The organism is Variovorax sp. YR266 (assembly GCF_900107295.1).
GTDB lineage: Bacteria > Pseudomonadota > Gammaproteobacteria > Burkholderiales > Burkholderiaceae_C > Variovorax.
The window spans coordinates 14,121-30,439 of sequence record NZ_FNPM01000027.1; the positions used below are offsets into that span (position 1 = coordinate 14,121).

The window sequence follows — 16,319 nt, forward strand, 5'->3', positions numbered from 1 at the left end:
AACAAGGAGATCTCCATGTCAGTCGTTTCACTGCGCAAAGCCTCGTTGCTGACGGCTCCGGTTCACTTCCAAGGGGTGGTCGCCGCATTGCTGCCGGATGGACGTATCAGCGTCGATGACGAGCAGGGTGCTGTCTGGGTTTGCCGGCGCGCGGCTAGCTGCCTGCTCAAACCGGCCAGCGGCGATACCGTGCTGGTGTCCGGTCCCGACAGCGCGCGAGCCTACCTGATCGCCGTGATCGAGCAGGCCGATGCGTCGTCAAGCTGCATCGAGGCGGCGGGCGACGTCACCTTCGCGTCTACCGGCAACGGCCGGGTGACCATCGCGAGTACTTCGGAGCTCAGGCTTCGCGCGGACAAGCGCTTCGTACTCAAGGCAGAAGAGGGCGAGTGTGACATCGGTGAACTGCGGCTGGTGACGCGCTCCGTGCAGGCCGCGGCAGGAAGCGTCCGGCTGGTCGGCAAGGTATTCGAGACCGTGGCCGATCGCATCGTGCAGATGGCGCGTCAGACGCTACGCCTGACGGATGAAGTCGACCAGGTGCGTGCGGGCCACATGGACTACAAGGCCAGCGAGACGGTGCGCATTCATGGCCACCACACGATGGTCACCGGCCAGGAACTGGTGAAGGTGGACGCGGCTCAGATCCACATGGGCTAAGCGAGGAGGTACCAGATGTTTGCCAATTGTCAGCTCATGGGAATGGACATGGCATTCCCCGACGTCTGCAAGACGCCGGTGCCCATTCCATACCCGAACATGGCTATGGGGCCGATGGCTGTTCCGAATGCTTGGAACATCCTTTTCATGGCGATGCCGGCACACAACATGGCTACGACCACGCCAATCACCCTGGGGGATCAGCCCGGGGCGCTGGGCGGCGTTGTGTCGCAGACGTTCATGCAGCAATCGCGTCATATGACAGGCGCGTTCACCGTGCTTCTCAAGGGTACGCCGGCCACGCGGGTCACCAGCATCACGACGCAGAACCGTTGCAACATCGTCGGCATGCGCATCGTGCCGAGCCAGTTCAAGGTGCTGATGCTGGCGCCCTGAGGGCGCGTCGATTCAGACCGGCCCTGCCAGCGTCACCTGCTGCGGAAAGCCCACCCACACGGCCAGCGCCGAGTAGTTGTCGCGCGATTCATCAGCCTTGGATTCGGCTGCGCGGCGAATCAGCGCGAGCCATTCTTCCGCGCTGTCGGCCAGCTGCAATGAGCGTTCCATCACTTGCTGCGAGATCAGCTGCCAGAGCCCGTCGGTGCACAGCAGGAAAGCATCGCCATCGGCCAGGCGTTGTGGCGCCGTGATGGTGGCTTCGGCCGTGGCGCGTGCACCCAGCGCGCGGTAGAGCAGGTTGGTCTTCACCAGGCGCTCGCCGCCGTTCTGGTGGCTTGCGGCCGCATCGCCCGACCGCTCCGACAGGCTGTGGTCTTCTGTGCGCTGCATCAGCGCGCCGCGGCGAAACCAGTAGAGGCGGCTGTCGCCCACGTGGGCCCAGCAGGCCTGGTTGGTGATGCGGTCGATGAACAGCGACACGAAGGTCGCGCTCATGCGGCTCTGCTCGGTCAGTTCGCGCTGCTTCGCGAGGATGGCGTCGTTGGCCGCCTTCACGCAGCGCTGGATGTTGTCGGCGGCCAGCGAAGGGGCGTCGACAAAGGTGTTGAGGGCGGTGTCGACCGCGATGCGCGAGGCCAGTTCGCCGCCTGCGTTGCCGCCGACGCCGTCGCTCACTACGAAGCAGCCGTTGCGCTCGTCGAGGTGGTAGCCGATGGCGTCCTGGTTGCCGCTGCGTTCGCCCACGCAGGAGAACTGCGAGGTCGAGATGGGTACGGCGAAAGAGCGGGTGGCTTCAAGCACGGCGCGCCTCCTTCAGCCGTTCCATTTCCTTGTCGTAGGCCTGCTGGAAGGCGCGGCCGAAGACGGCCTGGAAGTCGTCTTCGACGGCTGCGGTCGTTTCGGTGTGCAGTTGCTGGAGCTCGCGCCACAGGCGCGCCTCGCGGCCGCCGGGCAGCAGCTTCTCGCCCAGGCTGCCGTCGTGCGGGGTTTCGCGGCTCAGCGCGGCGGGGTCGAAGCGCTTGAGCAGCGTGAGCAGCGCGGCGCGCATGCCGGCGACCATGCCGAGCTGGTGCGACTGCAGGTCGCCGAGCGCGTCGTGCACGGCGGCTTCGGGCGGCAAAAAGCCGGGCATGCGCGCGCCGAACATCTGCATCAGCACGGCGCGGCCGTTCGGCAGGATCTTGAACGGGTTGTTCTCCTCGTCCACGATCATCGTGATTTCGGCGCGCACCTCGCGCTTGAGCATGGCGCGCGAGGACAGCAGCTCGATGGTGCCGTCGGTGAAGGCTCGCATGATGCGGCCCAGGCGCTGCATGGCTTCGATGTCGAGCGGTTGCTGGCCAGCGACTTCGGGGACGCCCGCGCCTTCGAGAAAGGCCTTGAAGAGGGCTTCCGATGAGGACGATGGGGCTGCGGCGGGTTGTGTTGCTGCTGTGACGGGTGCAGCCGCAGGTTCAGCAACTACGGGCGGCACTGCGACAGGTGGCGGCTCGGGCGGGCTCTCTTGCACCACGGGCGGTGGTGCAGGAGGCGGCGGCGGAGGTGGTGGTGGCGGAACGGGCGCAGGCGGTGGTGGTGGCGGCGGCGGCGGTGCCTCCACCTTCACAGGTTCGACGGCGGGCACGGGTGCCGGCGCAGGTGCTGGCACCGGCATCGCCACCGGAGTCGGCGGACGGAACTGAGCCGCCACTTCCCGCGTATGGTTCGAATGGCTGTACCCCTGCACGGCCGGCCTGTTGTTCTGCAACAGGTCGAGCGCGGGGTGCGTGTCGCCCGGCAGCATCGGGTCGGTATGCGTCAGCGCGGTGGGGCGCGGATCGGTCAGCGGCGAGTGCGCGCTCTCGTCGGCTGCGAAGAAAGAAAGCGGATCGACACCGCGCTTGAGCGCCATGTCCGACATGTCGTTGGCCGCGTCGGGGTTCAGCTCCGCGAGCGGATCGACCGGGTTGCGGCGCGCCTGCGACGGCAACTCGAAGGGCTCGTGCGCCATCGGGTCGGGCATCGGCGCGGGCGTGCTGTCGACGCGGCGCGGTGCGTTGGCGAGGATGGCGTCCCAGTCAGCCGCAGAAGGGATCTGCGACGAGGCGAGGGTCGGGTTCACCTTGGGTTGCGGCGCCGGCGGTGGCGCGGACGGCTGCAAAGGGGCAGCGAAGGACTCGCGCGGCGCCGGAGCGAATGCGGGCGGCTGCATCGGTGGCGGCACGGGCGTTGCCTGCCGCGGCGGTGGCATCGCCACCGTGGGTTGCGTGTCGCCGATGGGCAATGCGCCTTCGCCGAACAGATCGGAGAACACGTCGGATGCGCCGGAGGACGGCAGCAGTGCGTCGATGGGGCTCGCCGACATCGGCGCGGCCATTGGCGGCTGCATCGATTGCAGCGGCGGCGGGGAAGGAGGTGGCGGTGGCTGAACCGCAGCCGCTACGGGCGCCGCGCGCTGCGCGCTCGCGGCCTCCAGCACATAGCTTCCGATCGCGACGCGGTCGCCATCGGCCACGCGCGCTTCCTGCTCGTGCGCGAGCGTGTGCCCGTTCACGCTGATCGGCAGCACCGCGCTCATGTTGCGCAGCACCGCCACGCCATCTTCGTCGAAGCGCACGGTGGCCTGCAGGCGCGAGATCTGCCGCTGCTCGTCGGGCAGCACGAGGTGGTTGTCGGGGCTGCGTCCGATCGTTCCGCCGGGCGCGGCGAGCAATGCCGAGGGGCCCACGGTCACCGGCCTGCCGGCATGTTCGATCACTGTCCAACGCATGGCTTCTCCGTGTTCGTCGTCTCGCGCCGCCGCACTGGTGCGGCCGCGATGTTCTTCATCAACGCTTCATTCGCTTGGCGGCCTCGAACGCGGGGCCCCACACCGGATGCTTGCGCTCCGCCACGTTGAGCTCGAAGGTCGGGAACGCATCGAGGATCTTGCGGAACTGGTTGCGGCACTCGGCGATCTGGTTGGCCACGCAGTAGCTGAAGGCCTCGAGCTTCATCGCATCGAGCCGGGTGCCCGGCTCGGCACCTTCGAATACCGACACGCCGCCGCTCTTGAGCGTGCTGACGGCCTTGGCATAGTCGCCTTCGTCATACGCTTGCTGCGCCTTCTCGAGCGTGGTGCGCGCCACTTGCTGGCTCAGTCGTTCGGGTTGCGGCGCGGGCTCTGGCGGCGGTGTGGTCGTGCAACCCGCGACCACGAAAAGAGCGAACGCCAAAGCAGGCAGACATGACTTCAATCTTCTCTCCTACCTTGCAAAAGGAATGCTTGAGATAGTGTGCCGCTGTGTTGCGACATGCACGTTATGCGCCATCGTAAGTGCGCATGACTTCGATAATATAGGCCGCGAACCCTCGGGGAGATTTCAATGCATCGACGAAGCTTGCTACAAGGCGCACTTGCCACCACACCGTTGTTTGCGGGCCTCATCGGCGGATGCGCATCGACAGCCAAGTCCATGCCCACGCCCTATGCCGTCACAGTCAAGATCGACGACGGCGTCAACCCCGACGGACGCGGCCAGGCCGCACCCATCCTCGTGAAGGTCTTCGAACTGAAATCTTCCGGTAACTTCGAAACCGCAGACTACTTTGCACTACAGGACCGTGACCGCGAGACGCTCATGACCGAGCTTGTCAACGCCGACCAGGCCATCATGCGCAGCGGCGAAGAGCGCGTGTTCAAGCGCGAGGCAGGGCTCGACTCGCGCGCCATCGGCATCATCGCGGGCTATCGCAAACTCGAGGCCGCACGCTGGCGCATCGTGTTGCCGTTGAAGGAACCGAAGCAAACCAACCTGTACAAGGTGTGGCAGTTTTCGCCGAGCGAGCAGGCCGTGCACGTTGCCGTGCGCAAGACGGGCATAGAGCTGCTACCAAGTCGTTAACTTTCGGCTTGGGGTGCTGGCCTGCTAGTACGAAAGTGCGAGAAATTCTTGAGCGAAATGCGGTGCAAAACGTAAGACGCGCCGTGTAGCATCAGGAGCAAAACAAGTGGACCGGGAGGCCGCTCCTCAGCGCATCTCCCGCTTCGATGTGAGCACTCCCCAGGAGGTCTTTTGGTGACAGTTCGCAATTCGGGCGCCGCAAAGAATGGCGCCCATCCGCAGGCATTGGCGAATCGTGTGGTGTGGTCCGAAGGGATGTACCTGCGGCCGCAGCATTTCCAGCAAATGGAACGCTATGTCGAGCAATACGTGACCCGGCGCACCGCAGGCCTGCAAGGCGCCTATTGGGGTTGGCTGAGTCTGGAGATCGACCGCGACGCGTATGCGCTGGGCCGCGTGTCTCTGCTCGGCGGCGCGGGCGTGATGCCCGATGGCACGCCGTTCTCGTTCGGCGCCGAAGACGCGCCGCTGCCTTACGAAGTGCCGACCGATCTCACCGACGAGCTCATCGTGCTCGCGCTGCCGCTGCGCAGGCCCGGCAGCGAAGAGGTCATCTTCGCGGAAGACGAAGGTTCGGCCGCGCGCTTCGGCGTGATCGAGCGCGAAGTGAACGACGGCAATGCGGTGGCACTCGGCCCCGCCGTGCTGCAGCTCGCAGCGCCGCGCTTGCGTCTTGCGCGTGCTTCTTCGCTCACCGCTGAATGGCAAGCCATCGGCGCGGTGCGCGTGATCGAGCGGCGCACCGACCACAAGCTGGTGGTCGATGCCAACTACATTCCGCCGGTGCTCGACGCTTCTGCGCACGCAATGCTGCGTAGCATGATCGCGGAGCTGCACGGCCTGCTAACGCAGCGCTCCGAGGCATTGGCCTCGCGGCTGTCGCAGCCGGGGCGCGGCGGCGTGAGCGAGGTCTCTGACTTCCTCTTGCTCGAGCTGGTCAACCGCTACCTTGCGCTCACGTGGCATTCGCAGCAGGCGGTGCAGGTGCACCCAGAAAACCTGTTCGTCGACTGGCTCAAGCTGGCCTGCCATCTGGCCACGCACACATCGCCCACGCGCCGTCCGGTGCTGTGGCCGATATACGACCACGACAACCTCAACGAGTGCATCCGCCCGCTGCTTGAAGAGCTGCGGCGTTCGCTGTCGGCCGTGCTCGAGCAGAGCGCGATCGCCATCGAACTTGAAGAGCGCAGCCACGGCGTGCGCGTGGGCCGCATGCCCGACCCGGTGCTCGTGCGCAACGCGGGCTTCGTGCTCGCGGTGCATGCCGACCTGCCGGCCGATGCCATTCAACAGCGCTTCCCCACGCAGGTGAAGATCGGCTCGGTCGAGCGCATCCGCGATCTTGTGCAGCTGCAACTGCCCGGCGTGGTGGTGCGGCCGCTGCCGGTGGCGCCGCGGCAGATTCCGTACAACGCGGGCTACCACTATTTCGAACTCGACAAGAGCGGCGACATGTGGCGCCAGCTCGAAAAATCGGGCGGCGTGGCGATGCACCTGGCCGGTGACTTTCCCGGGCTGGCCATGGAGTTCTGGGCCATCCGTCCGTGAGGGACTCTATGAACGGTGTCAACGACATGGCCGTCGGTCCGGGAGGCTTCGTGCCGCCGAATCCCGGCGGCGGCAATGCAATGGGCGACGCAGGCGGCATGCCGAATGCCTCGCGTGGTGGTAGTGGCCTTGGCGCGCAGCCCGAGTCCTTCACCGCATGGCACGACGCGCGGCGCCCGCATGCGGGCGACACGGCGCTCGCGGGCAACAACCCGCTGGTGGCGGCCGCCAATCCGCTGCTCGACCTGATTCCGCAGATCCGCGCCACCGGCCACCATCCCGCGCCGGCGCAGCTGCGCGAGCACCTTGTCGATGAAGTGCGCCGCTTCGAAACGCGCGCGCAGCAGGCGGGCATTTCGCCCGAAGTGATCATCGGTGCGCGCTACTGCCTGTGCACGGCAGTCGACGAGGCCGCCGCGCTCACGCCGTGGGGCGGCAGCATCTGGTCGTCGCAGAGCCTGCTCGTGATGTTCCACAACGAGACCTGGGGCGGCGAGAAGTTCTTCCAGCTGCTGTCGCGCCTGGTGCAGAACCCGCAGCAGCACCTGCACCTGATCGAGCTCATCTACTTCTGCCTGGCCATGGGTTTCGAGGGGCGCTTCCGCGTCATCGACAACGGCCGCACGCAGCTCGAAACTCTCAAGCAGCGGCTGCTGCAGATCATCCGGCAGACGCGCGGCGAAATCGCCGTGCCGCTGTCGCCGCACTGGCAGGACGCGAGCGCACCCGTGCGTCGCACGCGCAACTGGCTGCCCGTGTGGGCGGTGGGCGCGGTGGCGGCGGTGCTGCTGCTCGTCGTGTTCGCGCTGCTCACCTTCAACCTTGCTGGCCATTCCGACGGAGCCTTCGCGGCCGTCAACGCGGTACGTCTGCCGCAGACCGCGCGCGCCGTGGTCATGCCAGCGCCAACGCCGCGCCTGCAGCGCTTTCTCGAGCCAGAGATCCGCGACGGCCTGCTGACCGTACGCGACGAGGCCGACCGCAGCGTGGTGGTGCTGCGCGGCGATGGCCTGTTCGCCTCGGGCTCCGACCGCGTGCTCGATCGCTATGCGCCGGTGCTCGCGCGCGTGGCCGATGCGCTCAACGCCGTGGACGGCAACGTGCTGGTCAGCGGCTTCAGTGACGACCAGCCGATCCGCAGCGTGCGCTTTCCCTCCAACTGGCAACTCTCGCAGGCCCGCGCCGACGCGGTGAAGAAAATGATCGCCACGCGCCTTGCGCGCCCCGAACGCCTGCGAGCCGAAGGCCGCGGCGATGCCGACCCGCTCGTGCCCAACGACTCCCCGGCCAACCGCGCGCGCAACCGGCGCGTCGAGGTGACGCTGCTGGTAGCGCCCGTGGCCGGCGTGCCCGCCAACTCCGCGCCACTTGCCGCTCCAGCAGCACCGCAGCCCGGAGGCACCCGCTGATGCTGCGCGCCATCTTCCGTTTTCTCATCAGCCGCGATCTGTGGGTCTTCCTGGGCCTGGTCGCGCTCGCCTTCCTGATCTGGATCATCGGTCCAGCCATCGCGGTGGGCCGCTACCGCCCGCTCGAAGACGAGATCGTGCGCATCGTGGTCATCGCGTTGATGTTCGCGATCTGGATCGCACGCGTCATCTACCGCAAGTGGCGCGAGCGCCGGCTCAACGCGCAGCTGCTCAACCAGCTGCGCACCCCTTCCAAGAAAGAGAAGGAAGCCAAGCCCGAGGACGCGCCCGAGATCAAGGAGCTGCAAAGCGGCTTCACCGACGCCACGGCCATCCTGAAGAACATGCGCTTCGGCGAAGGAGTCGACGGCAAGTCCGGTGGGCGCTTCTCGCTGTTCGACCGGCAGTACCTGTACCAGCTGCCCTGGTACATCTTCATCGGCGCGCCGGGCTCGGGCAAGACCACAGCGCTGGTGAATTCCGACCTCGACTTTCCGCTGGCCGACCAGCTCGGCAAGGCCGCCGTGCGCGGCATCGGCGGCACGCGCAACTGCGACTGGTGGTTCACCAACGAAGCAGTGCTGATCGACACCGCCGGCCGCTACACCACGCACGAGAGCAACCGCGAGACCGACGAGGGCGAGTGGAAGGGTTTCATCGATCTGCTGAAGAAGTTCCGTCCGCGCCAGCCGATCAACGGCGCGATCCTCACCATCAGCATTGCCGACCTGCCGCTGGCCGACGACGCGCAGCGCGCGCGCCATGCGATGGCGCTGCGCAAGCGGCTGCTGGAGCTGCGCAACGACCTGGGCATCGACTTCCCGGTGTACGTGCTGGTCACCAAGACCGACCTGCTGGCCGGCTTCAACGAGTACTTCGGCTCGCTGGGCCGAGCTGAGCGGCAACAGGTGTGGGGCTTCACCTTTCCGATCCAGGGCAACCCGGCGAACAAGGCCGGCAAGGGCGCGGCACCCGTGGGCAGCGGCGACCTGCGCGAGCGTTTCCACCAGGAATACAAGCTGCTGCACCAGCGCCTGGACGAGCGCCTGCCCGAGCTGCTGGCGGCCGAGTCCGACCCGATGCGCCGCGCGCAGGCTTACCTGCTGCCGCAGCAGTTCGCGAGCTTCGAGGACATCCTCGGCACCTTCCTGGCCGACGTGTTCAACCCGTCGAAGTTCGAGGCCGCGTCGATGCTGCGCGGTGTGTACTTCACCAGCGGCACGCAGGAAGGCACGGCCTTCGACCGCGTGATGGGCGCCATCAAGCGCTACCTTCAGGTCAACGCGCCGCCGGCGCCGCCGCCGGGCCCGGGCAAGAGCTACTTCCTGAAGGAACTGCTGCAGCAGGTGATCTTCCGCGACGCGGGCGTGGCCGGCACCAACCTGCGCTGGTACCGGCGCAAGCGGGCCATCGACATCGCGGGCTACAGCGCCATCGGCGTGCTGCTGGTGCTGTTCCTGGGTGCCTGCGTGAACAGCTGGCGCAACAACAAAGACTACGTGGCCGAGGTCGACACCAACGCCAAGGCCTTCAACAAGGCAGCCGCGCGCGGTGAGCTACCCACGGTGGTCGATTCGAGTGGCGACATCGCGAGTTCGCTGCTTATCCTCGACAAGCTGCGCGACCTGCCGAAGTCCAGCCACTTCGACATCGGCGATCCGCCCACGTCCTACCGCTTCGGCCTCTACCAGGGCGAGAAGCTGCAGGCCGCAACTGATGGCGTGTACCAGCGCGCGCTGGAGACAGTGCTGCTGCCGCAGGCCGCGCAGCGCGTCGAGCAGTCGCTGCGCGACGCCGCGAAGATCGACGCCGAATACAGCTACGAGGCGCTCAAGGCGTATCTCATGCTGTATGACGCAGAGCGCTACGACGCCGACTTCCTGCAGGCTTGGCTGCTCGCCGACGTGGACCGCAAGATCGGTGCCTCGCTCACGCGAGAGCAGCGTGCGAACCTCGAGTCGCACCTGAAGGCGCTGTTCGTGGGCCGCGTGCTGACCTCGCCGTTCGCAAAGGACGACCGGCTCATCACGCAGACGCGCGAGCGCCTGGCCGGCGTGCCGCTGGCCCAGCGCTCGTATGCGCGGCTGCGCCGCATCCTGCTGCAGACCAGCCAGCCCAATGCCTTCACCATCGCCGAGGCGGGCGGGGCCGAATCGGCACTGGTCATCCGCCGTGCGAGCGGCAAGCCGCTGACCGACGGCATTCCCACGCTGTTCACCTACCGCGGCTACTGGGACATCTTCGACAAGCGCATCGCCGAGACCACGCTGTCGCTCGAGCAGGAAGACCGCTGGGTGCTGCAGATCCGCGCGCCCGGCATCACCGACATCACCTCGCGCGAGTTGCTGCTGCGCGAAGTGCGCCGGCTCTACCTCACCGACTACATCAAGGTGTGGGACGACTACCTCGTCGACATCCGCCTGGCCGACAGCCGCTCGCTGCTGCAGAGCATCCAGATGACGCGCGTGCTCTCGACCGCGGAGTCGCCGATGTCGCGGCTCATCCGCGGCGCGGCGCGCGAGACCGACCTGCTGCGCAACCACGACGAGGCCGCGCGCAGCCTGCTCGACCAGGCGCAGAACCGCGTGCAGAGCACGCGCGAGCGCATCGAACAGCTCATCGGGCAGCCCGACGGCAGCCAGCGCCGCAACACGCGGGTAGACCGCCCCGAGTCGCTGGTGGACAACCACTTCGAGCCGCTGCGCCGCATGGTGACCGCGCCCAAGCAGGGCGGGCAGGCCCCCATCGACGCGACGGCCGCGCTCATCAACGAGCTCTACAACTACCTCACCGCCACCGACACCGCGCTGCGCAGCGGCAACATCCCGCCGACCAGCGATTCGGTCACCAAGGTGCAGGCCGAGGCCGGGCGCCTGCCGGTGCCGTTCCAGGGCATGCTGAACGATCTGTCGGCCACTGCGTCGTCGAAGGCGGCGGCGGTAACGCGGCAGAACATCGGGCAGAGCGCGGCGGCGAGCATCGGCTCGTTCTGCAACCAGGCGATCGCGGGGCGCTATCCGTTCACGCGTGGATCGAACCGCGACGTGGCCTCGGGCGACTTCGCGCAACTGTTCGCGCCGGGCGGGATGATGGACGACTTCTTCCAGAAGAACCTCGTCACGCAGGTCGACACCTCGGTCAATCCGTGGGCCTTCAAGCGCGGCGTGGACGGCAGCGCGGCCGGCCGCTCGGCGTACCTCGATTCGTTCCAGAAGGCGCAGGCCATCCGCGACGTGTTCTTCTCGGGCATGGCGGGTGGGCGCACGCCCTCGTTCACCATCGACATCCGGCCCGAGGACATGGATGCGGCGCTCACGCAGTTCACGCTCGACGTCGACGGGCAGACGGTGCGCTACGCGCACGGTCCGCAGGCGCCCAGCACCATCAAGTGGCCCGGCCCGCGCAACAGCAACCAGGTGCGCCTGCAGGTGACCACCGCCAACGGCACGCCGGCCGGCGGTATCGTGACCGAAGGGCCGTGGGCGCTGCACCGGCTGTTCGACAAGGCCTCGATCTCCGCGGGCAGCTCGCCCGAATCGTTCAACGCCAGCTTCGACCTGCAGGGCAAGAAGGTCGTGCTCGCGGTGACGGCCAACAGCGTCTACAACCCGCTGCGCCTGCCGCAGATGAACGGCTTCTCCTGCCCGGGGAAATCCTGAAATGAACAGCAGCATTCCTCCTCAGGCCTGGGTGCCAGTCGACGAACAGATCGGCTGGTACGGCAAGCTGCCGGCAGCCGGCGACTTTCTCTACCGCCGCATGCCGCGCGAGCTGCAGGCGTGGTGGGACCGCTGGATGCAGAACGGCCTGGGCAGCTTCAAGCGCTGGCCTGACGCGATGACGCGGCACTACGCCGTTGCGCCGGTATGGAACTTCGCGATCCCCGCCACGCAGGGCGTGGACGCCGTGCAGTTCGGCTGCATCGCGCCGAGCTGCGACCGCGTGGGCCGCTACTACCCCGTGTGCATCACGCTGCAGGTGGCCGCGCAGAACTACCGCCCATCGGTGCTCGAAGGCTCGGCCGCGTGGTACCGGCAGTGCGGCACCGCGCTGCTCCAGGCCATCCGCCACGGTGTGGCGCCCGACCAGTTCGACAGCCAGGTGCTGGCCGCGGGCCGCGCCGGCTTCCAGACCGCCAGCGGCGGCTCGGACGACATCCTCTCGATCCTCGGGCCTACAGCCGGTGGCGCGAGTGCCCAGCAGCCCCTGGGCTGGCCAGAGCTTCCACTGTGCTTCGACCCTTTCGGCAGCACCAGCTACTGGTGGACCAATCAAGCCGACGGATCGCCGTTGCGGACCGCTGCCCATGGCGGCGGCCTCAACACACCGCTGTTTTCCAAGTTGTTTTCGCAGGGGCATGTGCCATGGGCATGAAGAAGAGCCAGACCGGCCATAGGGGCCACAGCAGTCCCGCAGGAGGAGAAGCATGACGACGACGCACGGCATCGGAAGCCCGCCGGCCGAGACGGATGACGAACGGCCGCACCCGCTGGGCGTGAACCACCGGCTGGCCGAATTCGAGCTGCTGGAGGTGATCGGCGAAGGCGGCTTCGGCATCGTCTACCGCGCCTACGACCACTCGCTGCAGCGCGAGGTGGCCATCAAGGAATACATGCCTTCGATGCTCGCGCGCCGCGTGGGCGACAACAGCGTGCATGTGCGCTCCGAGCGGCTCACGGCCACCTTCCAGGCGGGCCTGCGCAGCTTTATCAACGAGGCGCGCACGCTCGCGCAGTTCAGCCACCCGGCGCTGGTGCGCGTGCATCGCTTCTGGGAGGCCAACTCCACCGCCTACATGGCGATCCAGCTCTACAAGGGCCGCACGCTGCGCCGCCTGGCCGAGGACGAGCCGGGCAGGATCACCGAGCCCTGGCTGCTCGGCATGCTGGGGCCGCTGCTGGGCGCGCTGGAGACGCTGCACCGCAGCCAGTGCTTCCACCGCGACATCGCGCCCGACAACATCTTCATCCAGCAGGACGACCTGCCGGTGCTGCTCGACTTCGGCGCGGCGCGCAAGTCGATCGCCGACCTCGTCGACGAAGTGGCGGTGATGGTGAAGTCGGGCTACTCGCCCATCGAGCAGTACGCCGACGACAACACGCTGCTGCAGGGCGCGTGGACCGACATGTATGCGCTGGGGGCAGTGCTGTACCGCGCGGTCACGGGCCATCCGCCGCCTTCGGCCGTGGTGCGCAGCGTGCAGGACGCCTACGTGCCCCTGTCGTCGATGGGCCGCGACGACCTGAGCCCGAGCTTCTGCACCGCGGTCGACCACACGCTGGCCGTGCACAGCAAGGACCGCACGCAGACCGTGGCTGCCTTCGCGGCCGAGCTGGGGCTTGTGAAGCTCGGCGACATCTACGTGAGCGGCATGAGCGCCCCGACGGTGATCATTCCCGCGGCGCCCGTTTCGGCGACGCCGCCACCTCCGCCGCTGGTGCCGCAGCAGTTCTCGCCGATGTCGGCACCGGTGCCGTTGGAGCCGATGCCGGTGGCAGCGCCGGAGCAGCCGAGGGCCGCGCCTACACCAGTGCCGGCGCCCGCACCGCGCGTCGCACCGCAGGACCGCAGCAAGGCGCAAGGGCACAAAGCCGCAGCACCAACCGCGCCGAAGAACAAACTCAAGCGCCCGCCGTGGGGCATGGTGGGCGCGCTGCTGATCGCGCTAGTGGCCGTGGGCAGCTGGATCGGCCTGCGCCTGACCTCGGGCATGCAGCCGCAGGAGACCAAGACCGCGATGGTGCCGGTGCCGCCTCCGGCCGCGCCGATGTCGAGCAACACCGCGCCGCCGGCGGCAATGCCACCGGCCACCACCACCGATGGCGTGCCGGCCGCGCCTGGAACGCCTGCGGCCGGCGGTAGTGCAGCAGCGCCGCTGCCCGCCGCACCGGCCAGTGCGCCCGCCGCGACGGCCACGGCGCCGCTGACACCGCTGGAGAACGTCCCGGTCGGCCCACCGGCCGCGCCGCCCGAATCCGCGCTGGCCACCGCCGAAGCCGAAGACTGGAACCTCGCGCAGACCGAGAACACGCGCGAAGGCTACGAGGCTTACCTGCGCCGCTACCGCCGCGGCGTGCATGCGCGCGAGGCGCGCAATGCAATCGCCGAAATCAACCGGCTCTCGCCGCCGTCAGTGCCCGTCGCGCCTGGCACGTTGCCGCCGGGCACCACGACGACGACCGTGGCGGGTGCCACACCCGCCGGCACGCCGGGCGCACCTGCTGCCGCTCCCGCCACGCCTGCGGCCTCGCCCGGCATGGGCCGGGTGCTGTTCAACGTCCGCCCCTGGGGCCAGGTGTTCGTCGACGGCGCGGACCGCGGCGTGAGCCCGCCGCTCAAGTCGCTGTCGCTGCGCCCGGGCATCTACAACATCGAAGTGCGCAACGGCGATCTCGAGGTGTTCCGGCAGCGCGTGACGGTGCAGGACAGCAAGTCGGCGCCTGTGGTGAGCCACGAGTTCAAGTAGTACGGTCTGCGCCGCGGCTGGGCTCCTGCGTTCATTTGGCGCCGCGCAGTGCCCTGCGGTACTGCACCGCCTCCGCCACATGCGCCGCTTGCACCGCATCCGCCCCTGCCAGATCGGCGATCGTGCGCGCCACCTTGAGTGCGCGGTGCGTGCTGCGCGCCGACCAGCCGAGCTTGTTCGCCGCGTTGAACATGAACTTGCGCGCCGCGTCGTCGAGCACGGCATGCCGGTCGATGGCAGCGCCTTGCAGCGACTGGTTGGCGTGGCCTTGCCGCCGTATCGCACGCTCGCGCGCATCGACCACGCGGGTGCGGATGCTGTCGGTCGATTCACCGGGCGGCGCTTCGAGCAGCAGCTGCGCCGACACCGCTGGCACTTCGATGTGCAGGTCGATGCGGTCCAGCAGCGGGCCGCTGAGCTTGCCCTGGTAGCGCGAGACCTGGTCCGGCGTGCAGCGGCAGGGTCTCGACGAAGAGCCCAGGTAGCCGCAAGGGCAGGGGTTCATGGCGGCAATCAGCTGAAAGCGCGCCGGGAATTCGGCGCGCCGCGCGGCCCGGGCGATGGTGATGGTGCCGGTCTCCAGCGGCTCGCGCAGAGCCTCCAGTGCCGAGCGGGCGAACTCGGGAAATTCGTCGAGAAAGAGCACTCCGTGGTGCGCCCGCGAGATTTCTCCGGGCCGGGGCGGAGAGCCCCCGCCGACCAGCGCCACCGCGCTCGATGTGTGATGCGGTGAGCAGGTAGGCCGGCTCATCCACCGCTCGGTCGCAAAGCGCCCGCCCAGGCTGGCCACGGCCGCGCTTTCCAGTGCCTCGTCGATGTGCATCGCCGGCAGCAGGCCCGCGAAGCGCTGCGCGAGCATCGACTTGCCCGAACCCGGCTCGCCGACCATCAGCAGGCTGTGGCCGCCGGCCGCCGCGATTTCGAGCGCGCGCTTGGCGCCGGCGTGTCCCTTCACTTCAGACAGGTCCGCGTATTGCGGCGGAATCGCGCCGGGCGCGGCCTGGACGCGCGCCCAGCCACTGTCGTCTGGCGATTCGGGCAGCTGCGATGCGGCATCGCTGCCTTCGGCGATGAACTGGCGCACCACATCGAGCAGGTGCTTCGCGCCATACACCTCACCGCCCGGCACCAGTGCGGCCTCCTGTGCACTCTCCAGGGGCAGCACCAGCCGCGTGGCAACGCCGCGCGTGTGCAGCGCCAGTGCCATGGCCAGCGCACCACGAACGGGCCGCAGCTCGCCGGACAGCGACAGCTCCCCGGCGAACTCGTGGCCGGCGAGCCGGGCGTTGTCGATCTGCCCGCTGGCCGCGAGGATGCCCAGCGCAATGGGCAAATCGAAGCGCCCGGAGTCCTTCGGCAGGTCGGCTGGCGCAAGGTTCACGGTGATGCGCTTGTTGTTCGGAAACTCCAGCCCCGCGTTCTGCAGCGCCGAGCGCACCCGTTCGCGCGCCTCCTTGACCTCGGTTTCCACCAGCCCGACCAGCGTGAAGCTGGGTAAACCGTTCGCCAGATGCACCTCGACAGTGACACTGGCCGCTTCCAGGCCCAGCAAGGCGCGGCTCTGCACCAAAGACAACCCCATTCTTCTCCCTCTCCCCAAGATGGTGCGCCTATCTTCGACATGTCCGCGGTGGTGCGGCGCACCGGATATCTGCAACCACTCGCAACAGACGTTGTAACGATTTGGCTCTCAACCAATGCGGGGGCGGGGGTGGTTATGACCGGTATTTGTGCAGTTTGGCACGCTCCCTGCTTTGAGCCTCACAGGTCCAACAACACACTTGCGAGGAGTTCCCTGATGACGCACCGTACCGCCGCCCAGGCGCTGATCGTTCTGGCCGCTGCATTGACCGCTTCGGGCGCAGCCCTGGCGCAGACAGCAACGACGGATGCCGCAGCAGCACCGGCAGCCGCTCCCGCCCCGAATCTCACGGGCAACGTGTCCATCACCACGAACTACAAGTTCCGTGG

At 67.9% G+C, this 16,319-nt stretch carries 12 protein-coding genes; 8 read left to right on the forward strand and 4 right to left on the reverse strand.

The annotated features are described in order from the left end of the window. The first annotated feature begins 15 nt into the window (after positions 1 to 15). Positions 16 to 660 carry a DUF3540 domain-containing protein gene (locus BLW48_RS34155; RefSeq protein WP_093082816.1) on the forward strand — a complete coding sequence of 215 codons (645 nt, stop codon included), beginning with the start codon at positions 16 to 18 and terminating at the stop codon, positions 658 to 660. Positions 661 to 675: 15 nt separating this feature from the next. Continuing rightward, complete coding sequence (locus BLW48_RS34160; protein WP_093180116.1) at positions 676 to 1,056, forward strand: DUF4150 domain-containing protein; 381 nt, start codon at positions 676 to 678, stop codon at positions 1,054 to 1,056. Positions 1,057 to 1,068: 12 nt separating this feature from the next. Here BLW48_RS34160 and BLW48_RS34165 read toward each other — a convergent pair whose 3' ends face one another. The 3 genes from BLW48_RS34165 to BLW48_RS34175 are packed head-to-tail and all read right to left on the reverse strand — an operon-like array spanning position 1,069 to position 4,253. Next, positions 1,069 to 1,860 (reverse strand): PP2C family protein-serine/threonine phosphatase, encoded by a 792-nt coding sequence (locus tag BLW48_RS34165; RefSeq protein ID WP_093082813.1) that lies wholly within the window; start codon positions 1,858 to 1,860, stop codon positions 1,069 to 1,071. Then, entirely contained in the window at positions 1,853 to 3,808 is a 1,956-nt protein-coding gene (tagH, locus tag BLW48_RS34170; protein ID WP_093180118.1) for a type VI secretion system-associated FHA domain protein TagH, read from the reverse strand. Before tagH ends, BLW48_RS34165 begins: the two co-directional genes overlap by 8 nt. Positions 3,809 to 3,866: 58 nt before the next feature. Beyond that, positions 3,867 to 4,253, reverse strand: a complete 387-nt coding sequence (locus tag BLW48_RS34175; protein WP_256217027.1) for a TssQ family T6SS-associated lipoprotein — start codon at positions 4,251 to 4,253, stop codon at positions 3,867 to 3,869. Positions 4,254 to 4,403: 150 nt separating this feature from the next. Here BLW48_RS34175 and tssJ point away from each other — a divergent pair, with 150 nt between their 5' ends. The 6 genes from tssJ (at position 4,404) to BLW48_RS34205 (ending at position 14,348) form a co-directional block, all read left to right on the forward strand. After that, the gene (gene tssJ, locus BLW48_RS34180) at positions 4,404 to 4,922 is read left to right on the forward strand and encodes a type VI secretion system lipoprotein TssJ (RefSeq protein WP_093058949.1); all 519 of its coding nucleotides are present in this window, start codon (positions 4,404 to 4,406) and stop codon (positions 4,920 to 4,922) included. A gap of 255 nt (positions 4,923 to 5,177) precedes the next feature. Then, a complete protein-coding gene (gene tssK, locus BLW48_RS34185; protein WP_256217028.1) occupies positions 5,178 to 6,473 on the forward strand; it encodes a type VI secretion system baseplate subunit TssK in 1,296 nt (431 codons plus the stop codon). An 8-nt stretch (positions 6,474 to 6,481) separates the two neighbouring features. Next, positions 6,482 to 7,882: a DotU family type VI secretion system protein gene (locus BLW48_RS34190; RefSeq protein WP_093180119.1), complete on the forward strand. Its 1,401-nt coding sequence runs from the start codon at positions 6,482 to 6,484 to the stop codon at positions 7,880 to 7,882. Next, positions 7,882 to 11,541: a type VI secretion system membrane subunit TssM gene (gene tssM / locus BLW48_RS34195; protein WP_093180121.1), complete on the forward strand. Its 3,660-nt coding sequence runs from the start codon at positions 7,882 to 7,884 to the stop codon at positions 11,539 to 11,541. Before BLW48_RS34190 ends, tssM begins: the two co-directional genes overlap by 1 nt. 1 nt (position 11,542) lies before the next feature. Beyond that, the gene (tagF, locus tag BLW48_RS34200) at positions 11,543 to 12,256 is read left to right on the forward strand and encodes a type VI secretion system-associated protein TagF (protein WP_093058945.1); all 714 of its coding nucleotides are present in this window, start codon (positions 11,543 to 11,545) and stop codon (positions 12,254 to 12,256) included. Between the two features lie 52 nt (positions 12,257 to 12,308). Further along, positions 12,309 to 14,348, forward strand: a complete 2,040-nt coding sequence (locus tag BLW48_RS34205; RefSeq protein WP_093180122.1) for a serine/threonine-protein kinase — start codon at positions 12,309 to 12,311, stop codon at positions 14,346 to 14,348. 31 nt (positions 14,349 to 14,379) lie between these two features. Here the strand turns inward: BLW48_RS34205 and BLW48_RS34210 are convergent, their stop codons facing one another. After that, positions 14,380 to 15,930, reverse strand: coding sequence for a YifB family Mg chelatase-like AAA ATPase (locus tag BLW48_RS34210; RefSeq protein WP_093180124.1), 1,551 nt, complete (start codon positions 15,928 to 15,930; stop codon positions 14,380 to 14,382). Positions 15,931 to 16,319 lie beyond the last annotated feature (389 nt).

What these genes read in the sequence shown, in the direction of transcription:
- tssJ (WP_093058949.1), top strand. Translation starts at nt 4,404, where the DNA reads ATGCATCGACGAAGCTTGCTACAAGGCGCACTTGCCACCACACCGTTG.
- BLW48_RS34155 (WP_093082816.1), top strand. Translation starts at nt 16, where the DNA reads ATGTCAGTCGTTTCACTGCGCAAAGCCTCGTTGCTGACGGCTCCGGTT.
- BLW48_RS34210 (WP_093180124.1), bottom strand. Translation starts at nt 15,930, where the DNA reads ATGGGGTTGTCTTTGGTGCAGAGCCGCGCCTTGCTGGGCCTGGAAGCG.
- BLW48_RS34190 (WP_093180119.1), top strand. Translation starts at nt 6,482, where the DNA reads ATGAACGGTGTCAACGACATGGCCGTCGGTCCGGGAGGCTTCGTGCCG.
- tagF (WP_093058945.1), top strand. Translation starts at nt 11,543, where the DNA reads ATGAACAGCAGCATTCCTCCTCAGGCCTGGGTGCCAGTCGACGAACAG.
- tagH (WP_093180118.1), bottom strand. Translation starts at nt 3,808, where the DNA reads ATGCGTTGGACAGTGATCGAACATGCCGGCAGGCCGGTGACCGTGGGC.
- tssM (WP_093180121.1), top strand. Translation starts at nt 7,882, where the DNA reads ATGCTGCGCGCCATCTTCCGTTTTCTCATCAGCCGCGATCTGTGGGTC.
- BLW48_RS34160 (WP_093180116.1), top strand. Translation starts at nt 676, where the DNA reads ATGTTTGCCAATTGTCAGCTCATGGGAATGGACATGGCATTCCCCGAC.
- BLW48_RS34205 (WP_093180122.1), top strand. Translation starts at nt 12,309, where the DNA reads ATGACGACGACGCACGGCATCGGAAGCCCGCCGGCCGAGACGGATGAC.
- tssK (WP_256217028.1), top strand. Translation starts at nt 5,178, where the DNA reads ATGTACCTGCGGCCGCAGCATTTCCAGCAAATGGAACGCTATGTCGAG.